A 22330-nucleotide genomic window follows, 5' to 3' on the forward strand; every position below is an offset into this window, starting at 1 on the left:
AGCTGTCAAAATTTGAAAACTATATTTAGACATGATCTTTCTAATGAATCTAACAGGTTCTTGAACTTGTTACAAAAAAAAGAAAGCAGGGATTAAACAATGACAATTGATTGGCAAAAAGAAGTAGAAGCGCGCAAAGACGACTTACTGAAAGACTTAGGCGATCTTATTCGTATCAACAGTATTCGCGACGTGGAACATGGAACAAAAGAAGAACCTCTTGGACCTGGACCAGCTGCCGCATTACGTAAAGTATTAGAAATTGGCGATCGCGACGGATTCGTTACGAAAAATATCGAAAACGTAGCCGGCCATATCGAATACGGTGACGGAGAAGAAATGTTTGGTCTTTTAGGACACGTTGACGTGGTTCCTGTCGATGATAACTGGGATACAGATCCATTCGAACCAGTGATCAAAGATGGGAAATTGTACGCACGTGGGTCAGCCGATGATAAAGGACCTTCAATCGCTGCTTATTATGCAATGCGCATCATCAAAGATTTAGAATTACCGATTTCTAAAAAAATTCGCTTTATCTTCGGTACCGACGAAGAAAGTGAATGGGTTGGAATTCATCGTTACATGGAAGTGGAAGAAATGCCAAAAGTTGGTTTTTCTCCAGATGCACAATTCCCAATCATCAACGGTGAAAAAGGAATCTTATCTTATGAAGTGACTTTCGCAAACAAAGACAACGCTGAAGCTGGTGATTTTGATCTTGTAAGCTTCAAATCAGGCTTGCGGACCAACATGGTACCAGGGGATGCGACAGCTGTACTTAAGGTTAACAACGAAGCAAAAGTTGCAGACATGAAAGCTGCATTTGATGCATTTGTTGAAAAATCTGAAATCAAAGGCGAGTTCGCGGAAAGTAACGGCGAAATCACTATTACAGTGATTGGTAAAGGTGCTCACGCACAAGAACCTAAATTCGGTGTAAACTCTGCAACATTCTTAGCAGCATTCTTAGCTGACTACAACCTAGACGGCAATGGTGCCAACTATATTCAAACAACCGCTGAATACCTTCACTTAGATTACAACGGTAAGAAAATCAATGCTTACACAAAACACGATGTAATGGGTGAAACGACTTCATCAGCGAACTTGTTCGATTATACTGCAGAAGGCGACAAGAAGATTACGATCAACGTTCGCCATCCAGAAGGCATCGACAAAGATACCATCTTAGCTAACATGGAAGAAGTCCTTAAAGCTGCAGACGTTTCAATCGCGATCATTGGTGACGTGAAAACTCCTCATTATGTTCCAGCAAGTGATCCATTAGTGAAAACCTTATTGGACGTTTACGAAGAACATACGGGTCTTGAAGGCCACGAAGAATCAATCGGCGGAGGTACTTACGGTCGAATCCTAGAACGTGGTGTCGCATACGGCGCGATGTTCCCAGGGGAAGAAAACGTAATGCATCAGCCAAATGAATTTATGCCTATTGATAGCTTGTTCAAAGCAACAGCTATTTATGCTGACGCTATTTATCGCTTAGTTAAATAGTCGGTAATGAGAGACAGGAATCCTGTCTTTACAGGATTCCTCATCTCGTTGGGGAAAAGATAGTAAGGAAGGAATTTCAAAGATAATGAAAAAACTCTCAAAAGACGCTTTTGGTGGAGTAGCAGGGAAAGATTATGTCCCGTATGTAGCTGATAAGCCTAAAAAATCAGGCTCACCAATCATCATGATTTTAGGTATTTTGCTAGCTGCACTATTCGCTGCATCAACCGCTTATTCAGGTATGAAGGCTGGTTTGACTGTAGCCGCAGGTATCCCAGGTGCAATTATTGGATCAGGGCTAGTCGCTCTATTTGTAAAACCTAAAACTATTTTAGGGAAGAACTTATTGCAATTGATGTCAAGTGGTGGGGAATCTGTCGCATCAGGGATGATTTTCGTATTACCAGCCGTAATTTTAGTTGGCGGTAAAGTGAACTTCATCGAAGGTGTTGGGTTAGGTATCGGTGCTGTCTTACTAGGTGTCGGTGTTTTCTCAATCGTTCAAGATTACATGTTGGTTAGTGAACACGGTAAATTAGTTTACCCTGAAGCAATGGCTATTTCGGAAACATTGGTTGCTTCTGATACTGGTGGCGATTCATTGAAATACATGGGTATCGGTTTTGGTATCGGTGGGATTTTAACTGCTTTAACAGGTTCAGTGTTCGGTATTATGAACAATGTAATCAGCTATGTCAATGAAAGCTTCTATAAATGGAAATTTGAAACAGAAGTAAACCCATTATTAACGGGTATTGGATTCATCGTTGGGATGGATGTCTCTGTCTTGATGTTTGCTGGTTCGATCTTAGCGAACTTCGCGATCGCTCCATTACTTGGTTACTTCATGGAAATGGCTAACAGCAATGCCCATGTCTGGGACAATGCGGCTCAATTATTGAGTGCATCAGACTTCGCTGTCATCTCTGGTTCTTATGTTAAATACATCGGAGCAGGTATGATGATTTCTGGTGGATTGATCGGCGCGATCAAACTGATCCCAACCATCATTTCTTCTATCTCTGCAACCTTAAAAGGTCGTAAAGATGGAGTTGAACAAGAAGGCGGCGGCATGCTTCCATTAATCGTTGGTGCGGTTATCGGTATCGTAATGGGCTTCATCATTACTGGAAGTGTTGCAATGGCACTTGTTGGTGGTCTATTGTCAATTATCTTAAGCTTCCTGTTCGTTATCGTTGCAGGCCGTTTGACTGGTACGATCGGTACGTCAAACTTGCCAGTATCTGGTATGACGATCGCTTCAATGGTAATCTTGACCTTAGTCTTTGTTATGATGGGCTGGACTTCAGCTGAAAATACACAACAATTATTAATGTTTGGTACATTTATCGTACTTGCAATTTCAGTAGCTGGTGGTTATTCACAATCACAAAAAGTTACTTTCGTAATGGGCGGAAACTTCAACGAAGGCCGTCGCTACTTCTTGATCTCTAATATTGTCGGTGTGGTTATCGTTACTGGTATGATGGTGATCTTATCTCCACAATTAGCGATCACTGGTTCTAACCCTCCATTTGGTTTGCCTCAAGCGAACTTAATGGCAACATTGACTTCAGGTATTACATCTGGTTCATTGCCATGGCACATGGTAATTGCCGGTGCAGTAATGGGGATCGTGTTACACTTCATGAAAGTGCCAATCATGACATTTGCGATTGGTTTCTACTTACCAATTTCAACAACTTCAATCATCTTAGTTGGTGCGTTGATCCGTCAATTGATCGATGTATTGAACAAGAAGGAAACAGAAGAAGTTGCAGAAGAACGTATTACTTTAGGTGTCAGCTTGTCATCTGGTTTAATCGCTGGTGGTTCAATCATCGGATTGATCGGAATTATTTTACAAGTAACTGGTGTCGTAACACCTGGAACACCAACTGGCTTCTTAGGGTCTAACGGGTCCGCATTCTTATTGCTAGCGATCTTAATCGTTGCAATCATTGCGCCGTTGTTAAGTGTGAAGAAAGTGAAACACAATGACTAATCAACAGCCAAATGCTGTGAACCCTGAAACACAAGAGCTGTTAGAACGTGTCTATCGCATCAAAGAAGGCTTGCATTATGAAGTACGTGACGGCATCGTCTTTGTTATCACGGAACAAAATGCCTGGATCCAACGAGTCTTACGCAAGATTCATTACAAGATTCCAGAAACCACTGAGATGGAGCTGGACAAATATGGCAGTTTTATTCTTCAACAAATTGATGGGAAGCGTACAGTCAAAGAAATTGGCGAAAACCTTGGCGCAGCCATCGAGGAAGCCAATAATCAGTTGTACGATCGATTATTGATTTATTTACATCATTTAGAGAAGAATGAAAAATATATTGAGTTAGTATAAGGAAAACCACTTCAAGCAATCCGCTTGAAGTGGTTTTTTCCTTTATTGTTAGGTTTTTGTTAGAATGTTTTACGTTAATCATTTTTCTTTAATCGTTGTTCCTATTCGTGGGCAACTTGCCGCTGTCCAAGCTATTATTAGAAAAAAAGGTGGAGTCCAATCAATTTTAGTTGATCGGTCTTCACCTTTTTCAAGAGTTCAATAAATTATCTAAGTCGTTTAAGCTTTTTTCCAGCGCTTCAGATCTGGGAAGAAGCTGTTCAAAAATTCTAACGTTTCTTCTTCGGTTTTTCCTTGTTCTGCTAAGATTCCTGCTTCCTTCATATGGTTAATACTGATAGTGATCATATCCTCCATGGTGAGGTCATCTACAAAAGCCCCATGTTTGTAGCAATATAGACAGTACTCGCTGCTTTTTGCTCCATCATGCTCAGTCCCGTGTGTTCCTTCGGTTAAGGGCATCCCGCAGCTTTGGCAATAAGTCATTTCTGTCATTGGTCATCCTCCTTAATAAAACTAGTAATCGTTTTCATTAAACTTTAACAAACCGGTCAAAAGGATTTGTTATAATTATTTTATCAGAAAAAAAGCAGAACTAATACAGCTTTTCTATTGTCTTTATTTTTTTTGTGCGAGTGATGAAGAAAAATGATGCTGCAGCTGCTTTATCTGGAATAAATGCAAAGATGAAAAAGGAGAGAAGTAAATGAAAATCAATCAATTTGGTTTAAAACGTGTCTCACTTGAAGAAGCGAAGAAGGAGTTGACCCAGGCGGGCTTTCTGACAATCGATTCAGCAAAAGACGCAACGAAACTGTGGTTTGAATTTTTACGTAAGAGCTTTTTAACTGTGAAGGAAGAGAGCGGATTTATTAGTAAGCTGGGCAATTTCTTAGCAGACGAAACGACAGATCTAGCCGTTTTTTATCAGATGAATACTCCTTTGACTAAGAAAGTTTTTTATACAATGGGGTTGCAGCAGTTAGATTTCGAACCGACAATTGATTTCGAGCCTAAAAAAGTTCTTGATGAGGCTGAAAAAATTGGTATTTCCATGATCGACGGCGATTTTTCCGATAAAAATACAGTGATTGAGGCGTGGTATTTGTTATTAACCAGCCATACGAAAAATGGTTTGAACTATTTAGATAAATTAGCTTCTGAGGGCTTTTATGAGAACAAAGAGGTTAGCAAGCCGTTCTTCTTCAATGGAAAAGCACAAGCGGTCTTTGATACCTCACGCCTGATCCGTGAAGTTGTCTATGTGGAAGCCCCGTTGGATACGGATCAAGATGGCAAGCGTGATCTTTTGAAATTAGAAATTTTACGACCAGCAGAAACAGAAGCAGGGCTGCAGGTCGCAACTTTATTTACCGCTAGTCCTTACAGCCAAGGAGTGAATGGTCCTGCTGGTGAAGAATTGACCTATGATGTGAATGTGCCATTAGAACGCAAAGAACCGACTGAAACAACCTATGAAGAAATTCAATACCAACCAGTAGAGCCAGATCTACCAGCAGAACGAGAAGTGAAGGGCAAAGCGACTCATGCGACCGAAACCTTTGTTCGCGAGAATAACCATAGCTTGAATGATTTCTTCTTGGCTCGCGGCTTTGCGGTAGTGTATGGATCAGGGATCGGAACGAGAGACTCTGACGGGATTCAAACCTGCGGCTCTGTTGAACAAACGACGGCGATGGTAGCTTATATTGAATGGTTGGCTGGCAATCGTCGCGCCTTTACCAATCGGACCGATAATATCGCCATTAAAGCCTGGTGGAGTAACGGAAAAGTTGCGATGACTGGGAAATCCTACTTAGGGACCTTAGCGACGGCATGTGCGACCCGCCAAGTGGATGGACTTGAGACAATTATTTCGGAAGCGGCGATCTCTGATTGGTATCAGTATTATCGTGACAACGGCTTAGTCATCGCACCTGGCGGCTTCCCGGGAGAGGACGCGGATGTGCTGGCAATCGAGACCTTCAGCAAGATGCGTAACGCCGGAGACTACCTTCACAGCAAGAAATTTTTCTTAGATTATTTAAAGGAGATGGCGGAACTTCAGGATCGCAAGACAGGCAATTACAACACCTTCTGGGATGAACGCAATTATCTGCCGTTTATCAAAGACATCAAATGCGATGTGGTGATGGTTCATGGATTGAATGACTGGAACGTGAAGCCGCGTCAGGTCGCTGATCTATGGGATGCTTTGAAAGAAGTGCCAGTGGAGAAGAAATTGATTCTTCATCAAGGACAGCACATTTATATCAATAATATGCCGTCATTGGATTTCCAAGATATGATGAACTTATGGTTGAGTCATAAGCTCTACGGCGTGGAAAACAAAGCCAAAGAAATCTTGCCTGATATCGTTTATCAAAACAATACCACTCCAGAAACTTGGGAAAGTCTAAAGGACTGGACTCCAGTAAGTGAAAAAGTGTATCACCTAGGTGAAAAGGAATTATCTGAAAACACTGTGTTAGGTCAAGTTTCATTCAATGATCAATTACCGGAAAAACAATACCAAAGCTATACAAAAAATATTGATCTTTGGGAGAAGGAATTGAAGGAAGACGGCGCCATGAGCGGGCATCGCTATTTAGCGAAGACTGAAGCTTTAAATGAAGCAATCTTTTTAAATGGTCGGCCAAAGGTGAAAATCAAGGTTGCCTCTAGTGTGGATCTTGGAATGTTAAGCTTTGAGTTGATTGATTTCGGTACGGCAAAACGTTTGAAGCCGGTGCCAGATGTAGTGGCTCTCCATGGGTTGCCATTAGGCAGAAATTGGCGCGAGGATAATTTGGTTGAATTTAAGCTTGGGGCAGAGGATGATTACAAGCTGATCAGTCGCGGCCACATTAATTTACAGAATCGTGAAAACCCTTGGAAAAATGATGATCTGAAGGCGAATGAATTCGTTGAGGTGGAAGTGGCTCTTCATCCGACGATGTATCATCTACCAGCAGGGCGTCAAATCGGTCTAGCCGTTTATGGGACAGACTTTGGAATGACGGTTCGTGGCAATCAGGATATCACCTATACTCTAGAGTTAGCAGATTCACAGGTAATTTTGCCGATCGGGGAGTAAGTAAAAGCTTTCTAACAAGCCCAAATTATTGGGCTTGTTTTTTTTGGCAAAAAAGGATCTGGAGGATTTGTATATGAATGCTATAATGAAGAGAATTCTTTGTTTCACCTAGTATTTTCATTTGAAAAGTAATAATTATTTATTGGTAAAATGAGAGAATGCAAATTATCATTAAATCCATAGTAAAGGAGCAGACAATGAAGCTTAGGGGGATTGGCTTAGCGTGTTCGGCGGGGGCTTTATGGGCGCTGTCGGGAATCATGTGTCAGATTCTTTTTGAAGAATATCAGGTTTCGCCGGAATGGCTGGCGAGTGTCCGTCTTTTAACGGCGGGAGTGTTATTAACAGGATTAAATGCATTTCAAACAAAGGCTCCGCGAAGAAAATTTTCTACGAGGGATTTTGTGGGCCTCTTGCTATTTTCTTTGATCGGCATGTTAGGGGTGCAGTATACGTATTTTAAGGCAATCCAATATAGCGGGGCTGCGATTGCAACGATTTTGCAATTTACAGGTCCGATCTTCATTTTTATTTTTTTAGTCTTTAATAAGGAAAAGAAAATCAATGTTTTAGAAGTCCTATTGATGGTCGCGACTTTCGTCGGTGTTTTTTTGATTGTGGCGGAAGGAAACCTTCAGACACTGAATATTTCAACGATGGGCTTTGCAATGGGAATGGCTTCAGCGGTCACGTTAGCGTTTTACACGCTGCAGCCGCGAAAGCTACTGGTAAGGTATGGCGAGATGCGAATTGCTGGCTTGGGCATGCTCATTGCAGGGGTGGCCTTTCAACCCATTCGCCCGATTTGGCATCCGGAATTTCAAATGGATAGTTACTCGCTTGCTTTAGTGGCAAGTATCGTTGTTTTCGGAACAGCAATGCCCTTTTTGTTTCAGTTATCGAGCTTACGTTTTATTGAGGCTTCGCTGGCAAGTGTATTGACAGTGGTAGAGCCAATTTTGGCGACGATATTAAGTGTTGTTTTGTTCAATAGTCACTTCGTCGCCGTTCAAATCATTGGTTTTGCAGTCGTTATTGGTTCTGTTCTCCTATTGACTCGTTTGTCAGATAAACAGGTTTTGCCAAAGGAGGAACGGGTCGAGTAAAAATAATTTCATAAGCTCCCCTTATCGTTATTCTTTTTTAGTTACTTGGTATATGATAGGTCAGAAGAACGAAAAGGAAGTGGAATAGATGAAGGAGCGCGTGGTTGTTTTTGGCGATGCCATCATTGCGATTATATTGACGATCATCGTCTTAGAATTACCGATTCAAACTGCTGCAAATGGGGCAGTTGATCTGTACTCGTTATTTAGAGCGGTGGGAATTTACTTTATAAGTTTTTGTTTTGTAGCAAATTTATGGTTTCAGACGGGGTATGCTTTTAACAAAATCGATCAGGTGAAGAATAAAGAGCTAGTCATTTATTTACTGCTGCTATTTTTCTTGTCATTAGTTCCATCGGCTACGCGGTTGCTAATTGAGGATACAACAAAGCAAACGCTCTTGATTTATGGTGTTTTGACATTGATTGTTACAGGAATCATGCGTCGTTTGATAGTAGCGTTGACAGCTCAAGCATTTAAAGAAGAGAAGCAGCGGAAACGGCGAATCAATGAGTTGAACAAGCAAGATTTGCTGGCTATTGGTTTTCGGGTTCTCGTCTTGATTTTTGGTTTATTTTACGTAAGACCAGCATTGATCATCTATCTGATCTTACCGATTTTAGCCTTCTTGCAGAATATCATTGATCGGGAGGAGGACAATCTGGTTGCTGCTTTGGACGATCAGCAGCAAGCCGATTATTTTCAGGATCGGAATCAAGTCTGGGGAAACTCGATGCGCCGTTACTCAACATTACTACGGGATTCATTGATAGCGAATCAGGATCAGGATCCTGACCGTTGGAAGCAAGTAATGGCGGATTGGGAAGGCCGTATCAATAATGAGATCAATGATCGGAAACAGCGTCTATCTTCATTGGATGAAAAGGAACGGCGGCGAGTAGAAAATGAGATCGACCGTTTAGAAAAACAGAAGCAGCGGATGACCTTTCAGAAGGAAATGACGGAGCGTCGCCTAGATCAGGAAAAGACAAAGACGGAGCAGCGTTTAAATCAGGAGAAGGATAGGACAAATCGACGCTTAGGACGAAAAGAAGAAAAATAAGGACTAAGGCGAGATGTGAGAGACATTTCGCCTTGGTATTTTTTTAGTCTTAATTATATAATGAAGTATAAATATCGCAGGAGAGATAGGTGGCAAAATGACAAGAGCATTCATTGAACATCCAATTAAAATGTATATTCGTCGCGATCTAGGCATCACTGTTGAACAATTTGGCAAACTTGCGGGGATTCCTCAATCCACCTTAGCTACTTGGATCAAACGGGAACGGCGTGTGGAAAAGCTGCCGATTGATTTTTATAGCGCACTGGCGACGGTTCGTCAACAGAAAATCGAAGTCGTCTATGGTGAGCTTTTGAAATGGCAGCAAAGATATGATCGCTATAAGCAGGAAAGTTTACAGGCGATTGCGGAGGAGCAGCCGCTGTTTTCGTTGGCTGCAGAAGAGGGACGAAGGATTTATCGTAAGTATCGAGGGCGGAAAATGGAAAGTCAGTTATTAGAGCCTGCTCGACGATTGCGAAAAGCGATTGATCAATTGAACGTACAAGCCTTTATTCAGGTCATGATTGAGATTTATAGCACAGTCGAAATCCCTATGCCTACTTGGATCGTGAAATCCTTTAATAAAAGTGAACTGAAGGAAATTGGACAAGCATTTTATAATGAGTTATTAATGAAGGGATAGATCTGGCGGGTTCGCTAGGTCTATTTTTTGTAAATGAGCTATAAAAAAGAAGCGAGATTTCGCTTCTTTAAGGTTGGTTATTAAAGCTCTTCTTTGATTGTGTTGGTGATCTTCTTCAGTTCATCAGTCATTTCACCGGAATGCTTAATGATATCTGACACGCGCAAGAAGCTATTCTTGTACATCGCCACTTCGCGAAATTTCTTATATTTTTCTTCGATCTCGTTAAAGGTTGCAGGCTTTCGATCATCCTTCTCAACCGTTTCCGACCCATTCACATAATGCATCCCTAAAAATGAAAGGGCATCATTGATCCCATCCAAGAACGCCTCATATTCCTCTTGGCGAATCTTGCCATCTGCTAACCGCTGCCGCTGTTTTTCAATAAAAAGCTCAACTACTTGTTCCATTCCCAATCCTCCTGCCTCAACGCATTTTTCTTGTTGCTCATCCAGTTTATTGTACTATGAAACCGCCTCTTTGTGTTATAAAAAAATGTTTTTTTTATGATAGTTTCCATAGATAAAGAAATTTTATAGTGAGAGGAACAAATTTTCAAAATTATTTGACAGTTTAAATTTTTTTGGGAATAATAAATGAAAGATTAAAACTACCTAATAAATAGGTAAATTGAAGGAGACGTTCATATGGAACAAAGTAAACGCAAGCAATTATTAAAGCTGATCGAATCCGACTGTCGGTTAAGTATGGAAGAATACGCGGTGATGCTAGGCGAAGATGAAGTGATCGTTTCTGCAGAAATCAAACGACTGGAAGAAGAAAAAATTATTTGCGGCTATCGGGCCTTGATTGATTGGGATAAAGTAGAGGATGATTGGATTGAAGCGTTAGTTGAGGTACAAACGATTCCAAAAGGGGAGGATGGCTATCGTGAAATCGCGGAACGGGTACGTAAATTCCCTGAAGTGAAGTCCTTCTTTTTTGTCAGCGGCGGCTTTGATTTTATTTTGCTGCTGCAGGGGCGGAATATTAAAGAAATCTCGAAATTTATCTCTACCAATCTAGCGTCGATTCCTGATGTTTCAGGGACGCAGACGCATTTCTTACTAGACAAATACAAGGAGTGGGGCATTGATATGTATCAAGATGACTCCGACCCTAGAATTCAGGTGAGCCCATGAGAAACTTTTTAACGAAAAAAATTACGGATATTCAGCCTTCAGGCATTCGAAAATTCTTTGATATCGTTTCTGAACAACCTGACGCGATTTCCTTAGGGGTGGGGGAACCGGATTTTGATACGCCTTCTCACATGACACAGGAGGGGGTTCGTTCGATTCAAGAGGGACGAACATTCTATACCGCGAATGCTGGTCTAATCGAATTACGTGAAAAAATCAGTGATTATTTGCTTTTTCGGAACAAGGTTGCTTATGATCCCAAGACTGAGATTGTGGTGACAGTAGGAGGAAGCGAAGCGATCGATATCGCGCTCCGTACCTTTGTTGATCCAGGTGATGAAGTGATTATTCCTCAGCCGAGCTTTGTATGCTACGAGCCGATCACACAAATCGTTGGCGGGACACCAGTGACGATCGATCTGAAAGCAGAGAACCAATTTATGCTGACCCCTGAAGAGTTGGAAGCGGTATTGACCGATAAAAGCAAGATTTTGATCTTGTCTTATCCTAACAATCCGACAGGCGGTACGATGGATCGCGAGGCATTGATTAAGATCGCAGATGTCGTGAAAAAGCACGACCTACTAGTCATTTCAGATGAGATTTATGCGGAACTGGTTTATGATGAGCCTTTTACCAGTATTGCTGAATTGCCTGGGATGCGTGAACGGACGATTGTCATCAACGGGTTTTCTAAGGGCTTTGCGATGACAGGGTGGCGCTTGGGCTTTATGGCCGGTCCAGAAATGTTTATGGAGCAATTGTTGAAGCTGCATCAATACACGATCATGGCAGCACCAACAGCTAGTCAATACGCAGCACTAGCGGGATTGAAGAACAATTGGCAGGAGACGGTAGAACCGATGCGTCTGTCTTATGAAGAACGGCGGAACTATCTGCACCATGCGTTAGAGAAGATGGGCTTGCCATGCTATAAGGCGAAGGGCGCTTTTTATCTCTTCCCGCAAATCAGTCAATTCGGACTGACCAGCGAGGAGTTTGCGTTGCGTCTATTGGATGAAGAAAAGCTAGCAGTCGTTCCCGGTTCGGCTTTTGGAAAAAGCGGCGAAGGCTTTTTACGCCTTTCCTATGCCTATTCGATCTATGAATTAAAAGAAGCGATTCAACGTTTAGAACGTTTCGTGACACGGTTGAAAGAGCAGTAAAGAGTGGAGAAATCTGCTCTTTTTTTGTGAAAAAAATCTGTCCAAAGCTGGACAGATTTCTTAGTTATTAGGGTATTCTTCTTGGGAAAACTCGGTATTCTCATATTCGCCTTCGTCCGCACCATAATAACGGTTGTAGCGTTGCTTGAATTTGCGGAAAAGGAACACACCAAAAGCTTTAAAAATCGTATAGGTTGGAATGCCAAAAACGAGGCCAAATAATCCAAATAGATTGCCCATCACCAGTAACACCAACACGATCGTGACTGGGTGAACCTTCAGTTGATCACCTAAAACCTTTGGCTCAATCACGTTTCCGTTCAAAATTTGTTCAACGATCCAGACAATGATTAAGCCAATTAGCATCTGGAAGGAATGAAGTACCGCGATCACTGCACAGGGAACAAAAGCAATGAACGGTCCAATGTAAGGGATCACGGAAGTAATCGTGACTAAAATTGCTAACGGTAAGCCATAGGGCATACCGATAATTAAAAAACCAGCGAATACAATCAAGCCATTTGCTAAAGCGACGATAAATTGCCCCTTCAAATAATCACCCACTTGACTGTTCAAAATCGCGCCCAGTTCATTAGAGTCTTCCCGAAATTTAGGCGGCAGCAGCTTTAAAAAGTAACGATGAAATTGCTTAGCATCCTTTAATAGAAAAAAAGCAATGATCGGTGAAGTAAACAAAATGACGAAAAAGCCACTAACGGTTGAAAACAAATCACCGACAATTCTTTGGATATCACCCAAAGAATCCGATAAGGTGTTGATGACCTGATACACGAGATCTTCTAACGAACCAAAAACCTCTTCGATAGGACTTTCCAATAGCGTCCCAGCGACCAAGTCCTGCAAGGTCAAATTAAAAGAATCAACATGCCTCGGAAAATCATTCATTAAATTAGCCGTTTGACTGTAAATCTTGGGAACGGCCCACACACTAAAAGCGGCGACAAGCAGCAACAAAACAATGGCGATTCCTAAGATGGAGAAGATTCTCTTGATGCCTTTTTTCTCAAAAAAATTGACGATTGGATCTAGTAGATAGTATAAAATCAAGGCCAACAGAATAGGGGCAAAGATTGTTTTGAAAATAATCAGCAGGGGATTGAAGATAAACCGTACATGGTAGAAAACAAAAATTAAAGCGCCTAATAAGACACCGGCAAACAAGGTAAAGATAAGGTTCCGGCCGCCGATAAACTTGATCCAACGGGTCGCTTTTGTCGATGGTCGTTCCATTTGTATCAAATCCTTTTTTCTTTTATTGTAACGGAGAAAGAAAACCTGTACAAAAAATAGGCTTACTAATCTTTTGCTTAACCAATAAATTGTAGGGACACTATTTTTACTGAAGAATTCTGAATTTTCTATAAAACTTCTTCTTTAATTTTACAAAAAGCATTCTTACTTGTTGCAAGAAATGATAAGATGAAGCCATATCCTTGGGGGATAAGAATTTTTAAGGAGGCGTTTATGCTGACACGTTTTAAACAATCGAAGTTGTTCTTTTGGACAGCGGAGATTGTCTTGACTATTATTGGTATTTATTTTTTACTGCAAATGCCTAACATTTTCGAACCAGTGTTGGGGATGATCTCGGCGATTATTCTGCCATTACTGGTTGCGGGTTTTCTCTATTATATGTTCGATCCAATCGTTGTATTTTTGGAGGAAAGAGGTGGTTTGCCGCGGGTTGTAGGGTTTCTCCTGTCCTTTATTGTCATCGCCTTTATCATTGTTCTGATTATGATGAACGCCGTTCCGAAGGTCATTGAGCAAACCGTTCAACTAACGCAAAACCTGCCTGTTTATGCGGAAGAATCAGGTCGTTGGCTCAGCGAGCTGGCTAAGCGTGATGAATTCAAAAATTTTAATCTTGAGGAACAGCTTGCTTCAGCTAACTTGACGATCAATAATTTGATCAAAGTAGGAATTGTCAGTGTGACGTCTAGCTTGTCACGGATCGTTGGCTTTGCGATGAAATTTTTCGTGTTGCTGTTCACGGTTCCTTTTATTTTGATCTTTATGTTCAAGGATGGGCATAAGTTTTTGGATGCTATATCGCAATTCTTTCCATTGTCTATCCGAAAAGAACTGCGTCAAACGGTACGAGAATTGAATGAAACCTTATCTGCGTATATCAGCAGTACGGTTCTAGATGCTTTCATTATTGGAATCTTAAGCTTTATTGCTATGACGATCTTTAAGCAGCCCTATAGTTTGCTGTTGGCGTTATTCTGCGGAATTACAAACATCATTCCTTATGTCGGTCCTTTTATCGGGGCGGTGCCAGCAATCATCGTTGGATTATTTATTTCGCCGTTACAGGCGCTTTATATGGTCCTTTCTGTGTTGGTGATTCAGCAATTAGATGGGAATTTGATCAAACCCTTGCTGTTTGGCAAGTCATTGAACATCCATCCATTAACGATTATTCTTGTTTTAATCGGTGCGGGAAGTGTCGCTGGTATAGTCGGGATGTTGATCTGCATTCCCGTTTATGCAGTGATCAAAACATTGATTATCAACATTCATAAAATCTACCAACTTCGCCGAGAAAGTCATCTGTTCAAGGATGGCGGAGAAGGGTAAAAATAAGATAGCCCTCCAAGTTTATAAACTTGGAGGGCTATCTTTATTGTAAGTGGTATATATAGAAAAAATAACTGATTTCACTTTTGGTTGTCAAAAAGATGAAAAATTTTATTGAATATCGGTTTCCTTTTTTCGAATTTCACATGGTAAATTCCCAAAAGAGCAAGAAACCAGAGGGGTGAGAAGATCAGTGCTTCCCGGGTATCTTCCGCCAATGCTAGAACGAACAAAACGAAGGCGAGAAATAAAAAGACTAGATAGTTCGTATAGGGAAAAAGTGGTAGTTTAAATGTATTTTTTTTCGCCAATTTCGAGTTTGTTTTCCGATAGCGCATATGGGTAAAGACGATCATTCCCCAAATAAAGAGAAAACAGATGGTGGCAATCGAGCTGATCATTGTAAAGATCCGACTTGGGACAAAGAAATTCATGACAACCGCGAGAAAAATGACGAGTGTAGAGAAAACCAACGCATTTCCTGGCACACGATTGCGTGTTAATTTTGTAAATCTACTCGGTGCACTGCCTTCTTGTGCCAACGAGCGAACCATCCGACTTGTACTGTAGATGGCGCTGTTGCAGGCAGACATGGCAGAGCTAAGGACAACTAAATTGACGATCGAGGCCGCTGCCGCAACTCCGATTTCGGAGAAGACTTGAACGAAGGGACTTTGATCCGCAGACAAGCTTGACCAAGGGTAGATTGACATAATCATGAAAAGTGATCCTAGGTAGAATAAAATGATGCGTAGCGGAATCGTATTGATTGCTTTAGGCAGTACGGATTTAGGATCAGAGGTTTCTCCGCCGATCAGTCCCACCAGTTCAACACCACAAAAGGCAAAGGTCGCCATCTGAAAGGAGAGCACGAAGCCATTTGCTCCTTTTGGGAAGAAGCCGCCATGCTGCCATAGGTTGCTGATCCGCACGGAACCTGCGCTAGTCTTAAAACCGGTAAAGATCATAAAAGCGCCAGCGATAATGAGAGCGATGATCGCGACGACCTTGATCAAGGCAAACCAAAATTCCATTTCGCCAAAAAGTCCTACTGCGACAAGATTCAAACCGAGTAGTAAAGCTAACGCAATGATTTCCGGCAACCATTGAGGAATATGTGGCAGCCAATAGCTGACATACATCCCAGTCGCGGTCAGGTCCGCCATGGCGATGGCGATCCAACAAAACCAGTAGGTCCAGCCAGTGACAAAAGCCGCTTTATTTCCTAAATAATCTGCGATAAAATCTAAAAATGAATGGTATTTCAAATTTGAGAGCATCAGTTCCCCCAGTGCTCGCATGATCAAAAAAATAATACAGCCGGTGATTGTGTAAGAAAGAAGAATGGAAGGACCAGTCAGCTGGATGGTTTTTCCGGCGCCGAGAAAGAGTCCTGTACCAATAGCGCCTCCAATTGAAATTAATTGGACATGGCGATTTTTCAATCCTCTATCCAATTCTTCATGTGTTTCCAATAGAATCAGTCCTTTTTTTAAGAATAGAATGAGTGTATCAGAAACCAATCTGAGGGTGAAACATTTTCTATGAGTACGCTGAAGAACTGGAATTTTCTAATAATTGTAAAATAACATAAAAATAAAAAGAGTTACTAAAGTTTTTCCTATCACTTGTACTTTGCCAGGATTAAAATGCTATAATATTGACAAATTGCCAAGATTTTTTTGCAAGATTAATCTAGAGAGAATGGAACATCAAATGAAGCGTTCTTTTTCGTGCTTTTCGAAAAAGGACTTTACTAAAACAAATAAGGGGGAGCCGGTTTGAACAAAAAAACAATCGGTTGGGTAGTATTAGGACTGGTTGTGTTTGGCGCCGTAAGTTTTGCAAGCTATCACATCTACCAAGAGAAAATGATCCAGTCAGAAAAAGAGACCAAGAAAGTGCTGAATGAGCGTTTAGCCGACCTGTATGAAGATCAAAAGGCAGGCTATTTTAAAGCGGACATCTCAAAGGATGCGTTTGATGATCTGGCGACAGAGGTAAAAAATCAACGAGGTGAGAGTCAAACGCTAGAAGACATTGACCATGCTAAGAAAAACTTTGAGATTCAAGAGGCATTGAACCAGCTTTTTGAAAGTGACGTGTTAAATGGATTAGACTTGTCTGCACATCCAATTTTGAAAGACCCTGAACAGGAAAAGATTAAAAATTTGAAGGACCAGTTGAGTGAAAGTACCGCGAAGGATAAGGACTGGGGACAAGATATCAGCATGCTTTTACGCATTGCGGAGACTCAGTCGAAGGATTTCACGAATGCGGAGAGCGACGTGACGAATCTGCTAAATAAGGGAGACAGCTTGACCTTGTCTGATTATTTAGCTGGCGTGAAAACATTAGCCGTTTTACCTGATGGAAAATACAAGCAGCAATTGCTAGATAAATTGGAACCAGTTAAAAATCAATTGTCCAACGAGAACAGCAGCTTTGCAGCTCAGATTCAGCAAAGCGACGCTTCAATGGCAGCAGCAGAGAAAAGCTATCAGGAACGCCAAGCGAAGGCACTAGCTGAACGAACAAAAGAACTAAATGAACTAAAAAAAGATTTGGCTGAGAAACAGGAGACCTATGATTCCTATAAAGAGATCCTCGATTCGATCGAAGATAGCAAAAATGATGAGTCTTCTCGGAAAAAATCGGAGTCAGAGTCTCGTTCGCGAGAGTCAGATTCTTCTCGATCCTCTAGCTCATCAAGCTCAAGCTCCAGTTCTTCAGAGGAGCATCATCAAGACGGAGACTAAAAAAAGAGCAGCGACCTTACATAAAGTCGTTGCTCTTTTTTAGTGTCATCTTTTCATTTGTAGAGGCCTGAAAGTCCTCAAACAATGCGAAAATCTGCGTTCGTTTTTTTATCTCCAGCTTAATAAAAATGTTGTGGACATGCGTTTTGACCGTTCCTAATGAGAGGAAGAGCTGATCAGCGATCTCCTGATTGGTATGATGGAACAGCAGCAATTCAAAAATTTCTGTTTCCCTTTGCGTGAATTGGTGAGCATGACAAAATCTTTGGATCAGAATCGATTGTTCTTGTTCTTCTGGTGACGTTTCTCCATCTACTTGACGCTCCTTCAAGAAGAAGTGCAGCAGTAAGAGACAAACGATGATAGAAAAAATATCTTCTGAGAGGCTCCGATTATTGATCTTCGTAGCAAGCGAGCTATATTGATCAACATTGAAGATGACGAAGCTGTCTTCGATCACGATTAAGATGCTAAATAGGATATTAATGATCGTGAGTTTCTTTAAATAGCCTTTGTTTAAGTCAGGAAGCTCTTTCTTTGTGCCGCGCCAACAGTAAAAGCCTAAATAGAAGAGAAACACTTGATTCCCCAAATAATAAAGCCAGACTTTAAAGGCTGAGTTGGGCATTAATGGCGTGGTGATCATCCATACTGCTAAGATGATTAATAAACCATAATGGAGTGTTTTCAGTTTTTCTTTTCGTAATTCCGCAATAATTGAGACAGAGAAAAAGGCATTTCCCATGAAAATGATGGTCTTGACAGCAGGTGCACTCATAAACGCTTGGTCATAGCTCTGAGCGAAGGAGTTGATGAACTCGGTCATATAAATAATGATATTGTCAAAAATGAAGAAGGCCAAATAGAGACTGATCAGCAAAAACAGCTTGTTCTTTTCTTTTAGATAGGAATTTATTGCAAACGCCATAGTGATGGAATATAGAATGATCAAAAGAATATTATAAATGAAGATAGCTATCATATTGAATCCCCTTTCATTTAGGATCAAAAATCTCATTTCTCAACTTAAGTATAACATCATTTATTCTCTCTTCGTGTCAAAATACGCTAAACTTTTACCTAAACTTTTCTAAACCCTTGAAAAATAAAAGGTTTACATCCAAAAATAAACCAGCTTAAAACAGGTGATAAGCCAGATGATAGCGTTTACATCCTTTAGCTTATCGTAAACTTGGGATTTTCTCTCTAAAGTATGGGATGTAAAGCAAACAAATTACTTAGGAGGCGTCAACATGGCAAAGAGAGATTTTATTACAACAGAAAATTACACGAAGGAGGAGATTCAGTACATCGTTGATTTATCATTGAAAATCAAAGCTTCTATTAAGAACGGTTTTTATCCGCCATTATTAAAAGATAAAGTGTTAGGCATGATCTTCCAACAATCTTCTACGAGAACTCGAGTTTCATTTGAAACAGCGATGACGCAATTAGGCGGACACGCTGAATATCTAGCACCAGGACAAATCCAATTAGGCGGACACGAAACGATTGAAGATACAAGTCGTGTACTTTCTCGATTAGTCGATATTTTAATGGCACGTGTAGAACGTCATCATAGTGTCTATGACTTGGCAAACAATGCGACGATTCCAGTCATTAACGGCATGTCCGATTTTAATCACCCAACACAGGAATTAGGCGATCTTTGTACAATGATCGAGCATTTACCTGAAGGCAAAAAAATCGAGGACTGCAAAGTTTCCTTCATTGGCGATGCGACACAAGTATGTTTCTCATTAGGTTTAGTCGCAACGAAAATGGGCATGGAATTTGTACAATTTGGTCCAGAAGGGTTCCAATTGAATGACGACCATCGTGCAAGATTGGATGCCATTTGTAAAGAATCTGGTGGCTCATATACTGTCTCTGATCAAATCGAGGTTATTGAAGGTTCAGACTTTGTGTATACCGATGTGTGGTATGGATTATATGAAGCAGAACTATCAGAAGAAGAGCGCATGAGCACGTTCTATCCAAAATACCAAGTAAATGATGAGTTGATGGCTCGTGCCGGCAAAGATGCGAAATTCATGCATTGTTTACCTGCAACTCGAGGAGAAGAAGTAACCGATGAAGTAATGGATGGACCAAATTCAATTTGTTTCGATGAAGCAGAAAATCGCTTGACTTCGATTCGCGGCTTGCTGGTGTACTTGATGCACGATTATGCAGAGAAGAACCCAATTGATGAAAAGAAAAAAGCAGCAGCCAAAGCAGACTTGGAAGTCTTTTTAGGCAAAGCACTATAGACTCAGAGGTGAGGACGGAAATGATCTGCAGCTTTACGTAAAAATCATCAAGATTATTTCCATTCGGGGATTGAGGCGATCCTCAATCCCTGTTTCTACCGGAAAGGAAGAAAAAATGGAAGAAAAAAAGAAAAAGTTTAGTTTGATGAGTGCAATATTATCCGTTATCTGTGTCGTATTCGTGGCAGAGGCAGCGGCGCCGGTTGCGGCGATCGGGAATTCCCAGTTTTTTTGGTGGATCTTCCTACTAGTCGCGTTCCTTTTACCCTATGGTTTGATTTCTTCAGAATTAGGGACTACGTATATTGGTGATGGTGGGATTTATGACTGGGTGACTCAAGCGTTCGGGCATCGTTGGGGGTCGCGGGTATCTTGGTACTATTGGATCAACTATCCGCTATGGCTAGCTTCACTAGCTGTTGTTTGCCCAGATTTATTAACAACAATCACAGGGATTGAATTTTCAACTCTACCAGCTATTTTGATTGAGTTGGTCTTTATTTGGGTCATTGTTTGGATTAGCTTTTATCCAGTGGCTGACAGTGTATGGATTTTAAATGGTGCGGCAGTGATTAAGATGCTGTTGGCGATCTTAATCGGGGCATTAGGCCTGTATACATTTGCTACAAAAGGCGCGGCGAATGAGTTTACCTTGTCTTCGATGCTGCCAAGTTTTGATCTGAACAGCTTATCCTTTATTTCGGTTATCATTTTTAACTTATTAGGTTTTGAGGTTATTTGTACCTTTGCGGATGATATGGAAAATCCTAAGAAACAAATTCCGCAATCAATTATCGCTGGTGGTTTAGTGATTGCGGCGATCTATATCTTCTCAGCATTCGGGATCGGTGTGGCGATTCCAACGGATCAAATCAGTACCGGTAGCGGCTTGATGGACAGCTTCAAGCTATTGACGGGGTCAACTGGCGGTTGGTTCATTATTGCGATGGCCTTCCTGTTCTTACTGACGTTGTTCGGTAACATGATTTCGTGGTCCTTAGGGGTTAACAATACCGCTTGTTACGCAGCTGAAAATGGCGATATGCCAAAAATTTTCGCGAAACGTGGCGGAAAAGATGAGATGCCAATTGGTGCGGCAATTATGAATGGAGTGGTTGCTTCAGTTGTCGTTGTGATTGCACCGATTTTACCGAATCAAGATTTATTCTGGGCATTCTTCTCATTGAACCTCGTAATGTTCTTAATGTCCTATGTACCAGTTTTTCCAGCATTTTACAAATTACGTCAAATTGATCCAGATACACCACGACCATTCAGAGTGGGCGGAAGCGATGGTTTCTTGAAGCTTTTGGTTGCATTACCAATGATTATGATCGTGATTTCATTGATCTTTACCGCATTGCCGTTGCAATTTGATGCTGAAACGTTAAGTCAACAACTACCGATTACGATCGGAGCTGTAGTCTTCACACTCTTTGGTGAAGCGATTATATGGGTGAAAAAAATCAAGAAAAAAGGAGTAATTTACAATGGCGAAGAGAATCGAAAAGACAACACCGAAACAAGACGGGTTTAGAATGCCTGGCGAATACGAACCACAGGAAAAGGTTTGGATGATTTGGCCGGAGCGTCCAGATAACTGGCGTGACGGTGGCAAGCCAGCACAAGAAGCCTTCACAGAGGTAGCAAAAGCGATTAGCAAATTCACACCGATGAATGTGGTGGTTTCTCAGCAGCAATTCCAAAACTGCCGTCGTCAATTACCGGAAGAGATTACGGTCTATGAAATGTCCAACAACGATGCCTGGATTCGTGACTGTGGTCCGAGCTTTGTCATTAACGGCAAAGGAGAATTACGTGGGAACGACTGGGGCTTCAATGCTTGGGGCGGTCTTGTCGACGGCTTGTACTTCCCATGGGATCAAGATGATTTAGTGGCACAAAAAATTTGTGAAATTGAACATGTGGATTCTTATCGCACAGATGATTTCATTTTAGAAGGCGGTTCTTTCCACGTAGATGGAGAAGGTACGGTGTTAACGACGGAAATGTGTCTGCTAAGTGAAGGGCGCAATCCTCACATGAGTAAAGAAGAGATCGAACAAAAATTATGCGATTATTTGAACTGTGAAAAGGTTCTTTGGTTGGGTGATGGGATCGATCCAGAGGAAACAAATGGGCATGTGGATGACGTTGCTTGCTTTGTTCGACCAGGTGAAGTGGCATGTATCTATACAGAAGATGAAAACAGTCCATTTTATGAAGCCGCTCAGGATGCATACAAACGTCTAAATGAAATGACAGATGCTAAAGGCCGCAAGCTAAAAGTTCACAAGATTTGCTGCCCAATCGAAACAGTGACAATTGACGGCAATTTCAAGATTGACTATGTAGAAGGAACGATGCCGCGTGAAGACGGCGACATCTGTATCGCTTCATACATGAACTTCTTGATCACCAACAATGGAGTAATCGTGCCGCAATATGGAGACAAAAACGATGCTCTCGCATTAGAACAATTAGAAATGATTTTCCCAGATAAAGAAATTGTGGGTGTAAATACAGTTGAGATCGTCTACGGCGGCGGAAACATTCACTGTATTACGCAGCAGCAGCCACAAAGATAGGAGAG

General features: G+C 41.3%; 19 protein-coding genes. 14 read left to right on the forward strand and 5 right to left on the reverse strand.

Annotated features, from left to right (window positions below):
- Positions 1 to 99: 99 nt before the first annotated feature.
- The 3 genes from pepV to IGI50_RS16325 all read left to right on the forward strand — a co-directional run bounded on the left by pepV (position 100) and on the right by IGI50_RS16325 (position 3881).
- Positions 100 to 1518, forward strand: coding sequence for a dipeptidase PepV (gene pepV / locus IGI50_RS16315; RefSeq protein WP_010743822.1), 1419 nt, complete (start codon positions 100 to 102; stop codon positions 1516 to 1518).
- Positions 1519 to 1603: 85 nt separating this feature from the next.
- Positions 1604 to 3523: an OPT/YSL family transporter gene (locus tag IGI50_RS16320; RefSeq protein WP_010743821.1), complete on the forward strand. Its 1920-nt coding sequence runs from the start codon at positions 1604 to 1606 to the stop codon at positions 3521 to 3523.
- Entirely contained in the window at positions 3516 to 3881 is a 366-nt protein-coding gene (locus IGI50_RS16325; protein ID WP_010743820.1) for a PqqD family protein, read from the forward strand. Before IGI50_RS16320 ends, IGI50_RS16325 begins: the two co-directional genes overlap by 8 nt.
- A gap of 219 nt (positions 3882 to 4100) precedes the next feature.
- Here the strand turns inward: IGI50_RS16325 and IGI50_RS16330 are convergent, their stop codons facing one another.
- On the reverse strand, positions 4101 to 4376 hold the full coding sequence (locus IGI50_RS16330) for a zinc ribbon domain-containing protein (RefSeq protein WP_010743819.1): 276 nt from the start codon (positions 4374 to 4376) through the stop codon (positions 4101 to 4103).
- Positions 4377 to 4587: 211 nt separating this feature from the next.
- Between IGI50_RS16330 and IGI50_RS16335 the strand changes: the two genes are divergently transcribed.
- From IGI50_RS16335 to IGI50_RS16350, 4 genes are all read left to right on the forward strand, one after another.
- Positions 4588 to 6978: a Xaa-Pro dipeptidyl-peptidase gene (locus tag IGI50_RS16335; protein ID WP_438777704.1), complete on the forward strand. Its 2391-nt coding sequence runs from the start codon at positions 4588 to 4590 to the stop codon at positions 6976 to 6978.
- Between the two features lie 197 nt (positions 6979 to 7175).
- Positions 7176 to 8084, forward strand: coding sequence for a DMT family transporter (locus IGI50_RS16340; RefSeq protein WP_438777705.1), 909 nt, complete (start codon positions 7176 to 7178; stop codon positions 8082 to 8084).
- A gap of 88 nt (positions 8085 to 8172) precedes the next feature.
- Entirely contained in the window at positions 8173 to 9147 is a 975-nt protein-coding gene (locus tag IGI50_RS16345; RefSeq protein WP_028021136.1) for a TMEM175 family protein, read from the forward strand.
- 97 nt (positions 9148 to 9244) lie between these two features.
- The gene (locus IGI50_RS16350; protein ID WP_010743815.1) at positions 9245 to 9793 is read left to right on the forward strand and encodes a hypothetical protein; all 549 of its coding nucleotides are present in this window, start codon (positions 9245 to 9247) and stop codon (positions 9791 to 9793) included.
- A gap of 80 nt (positions 9794 to 9873) precedes the next feature.
- Here IGI50_RS16350 and IGI50_RS16355 read toward each other — a convergent pair whose 3' ends face one another.
- Entirely contained in the window at positions 9874 to 10203 is a 330-nt protein-coding gene (locus IGI50_RS16355) for a hypothetical protein (protein ID WP_010743814.1), read from the reverse strand.
- A 237-nt stretch (positions 10204 to 10440) separates the two neighbouring features.
- On the opposite strand from IGI50_RS16355, the gene IGI50_RS16360 reads away from it, so the two are divergent.
- Together IGI50_RS16360 and IGI50_RS16365 are read left to right on the forward strand one after the other, a co-directional pair.
- On the forward strand, positions 10441 to 10935 hold the full coding sequence (locus IGI50_RS16360; protein WP_010743813.1) for an Lrp/AsnC family transcriptional regulator: 495 nt from the start codon (positions 10441 to 10443) through the stop codon (positions 10933 to 10935).
- Positions 10932 to 12101: an aminotransferase class I/II-fold pyridoxal phosphate-dependent enzyme gene (locus IGI50_RS16365; protein ID WP_438777708.1), complete on the forward strand. Its 1170-nt coding sequence runs from the start codon at positions 10932 to 10934 to the stop codon at positions 12099 to 12101. Before IGI50_RS16360 ends, IGI50_RS16365 begins: the two co-directional genes overlap by 4 nt.
- Before the next feature lie 60 nt (positions 12102 to 12161).
- Here IGI50_RS16365 and IGI50_RS16370 read toward each other — a convergent pair whose 3' ends face one another.
- Positions 12162 to 13352 carry an AI-2E family transporter gene (locus IGI50_RS16370; protein ID WP_010743811.1) on the reverse strand — a complete coding sequence of 397 codons (1191 nt, stop codon included), beginning with the start codon at positions 13350 to 13352 and terminating at the stop codon, positions 12162 to 12164.
- A gap of 234 nt (positions 13353 to 13586) precedes the next feature.
- Here IGI50_RS16370 and IGI50_RS16375 point away from each other — a divergent pair, with 234 nt between their 5' ends.
- Positions 13587 to 14705 (forward strand): AI-2E family transporter, encoded by a 1119-nt coding sequence (locus IGI50_RS16375; RefSeq protein WP_028021133.1) that lies wholly within the window; start codon positions 13587 to 13589, stop codon positions 14703 to 14705.
- An 80-nt stretch (positions 14706 to 14785) separates the two neighbouring features.
- Here IGI50_RS16375 and IGI50_RS16380 read toward each other — a convergent pair whose 3' ends face one another.
- Positions 14786 to 16180: an amino acid permease gene (locus IGI50_RS16380; RefSeq protein WP_438777709.1), complete on the reverse strand. Its 1395-nt coding sequence runs from the start codon at positions 16178 to 16180 to the stop codon at positions 14786 to 14788.
- A 306-nt stretch (positions 16181 to 16486) separates the two neighbouring features.
- On the opposite strand from IGI50_RS16380, the gene IGI50_RS16385 reads away from it, so the two are divergent.
- Positions 16487 to 17464 carry a hypothetical protein gene (locus IGI50_RS16385; RefSeq protein WP_010743808.1) on the forward strand — a complete coding sequence of 326 codons (978 nt, stop codon included), beginning with the start codon at positions 16487 to 16489 and terminating at the stop codon, positions 17462 to 17464.
- A 16-nt stretch (positions 17465 to 17480) separates the two neighbouring features.
- On the opposite strand, the gene IGI50_RS16390 is transcribed toward IGI50_RS16385, so the two are convergent.
- Positions 17481 to 18446: a LuxR C-terminal-related transcriptional regulator gene (locus tag IGI50_RS16390; protein WP_438777710.1), complete on the reverse strand. Its 966-nt coding sequence runs from the start codon at positions 18444 to 18446 to the stop codon at positions 17481 to 17483.
- Positions 18447 to 18717: 271 nt separating this feature from the next.
- Here IGI50_RS16390 and ptcA point away from each other — a divergent pair, with 271 nt between their 5' ends.
- The 3 genes from ptcA to aguA all read left to right on the forward strand — a co-directional run bounded on the left by ptcA (position 18718) and on the right by aguA (position 22325).
- Complete coding sequence (ptcA, locus tag IGI50_RS16395; RefSeq protein ID WP_010743806.1) at positions 18718 to 19737, forward strand: putrescine carbamoyltransferase; 1020 nt, start codon at positions 18718 to 18720, stop codon at positions 19735 to 19737.
- A 115-nt stretch (positions 19738 to 19852) separates the two neighbouring features.
- Positions 19853 to 21274, forward strand: a complete 1422-nt coding sequence (locus IGI50_RS16400; protein WP_438777711.1) for an APC family permease — start codon at positions 19853 to 19855, stop codon at positions 21272 to 21274.
- On the forward strand, positions 21228 to 22325 hold the full coding sequence (gene aguA, locus IGI50_RS16405) for an agmatine deiminase (protein WP_028021127.1): 1098 nt from the start codon (positions 21228 to 21230) through the stop codon (positions 22323 to 22325). The genes IGI50_RS16400 and aguA overlap by 47 nt, the downstream gene beginning before the upstream one ends.
- Positions 22326 to 22330: the final 5 nt, after the last annotated feature.

The sequence above is a fragment of the Enterococcus sp. DIV0170 genome (assembly GCF_051710765.1).
Classification (GTDB): Bacteria; Bacillota; Bacilli; order Lactobacillales; family Enterococcaceae; genus Enterococcus_A; species Enterococcus_A raffinosus.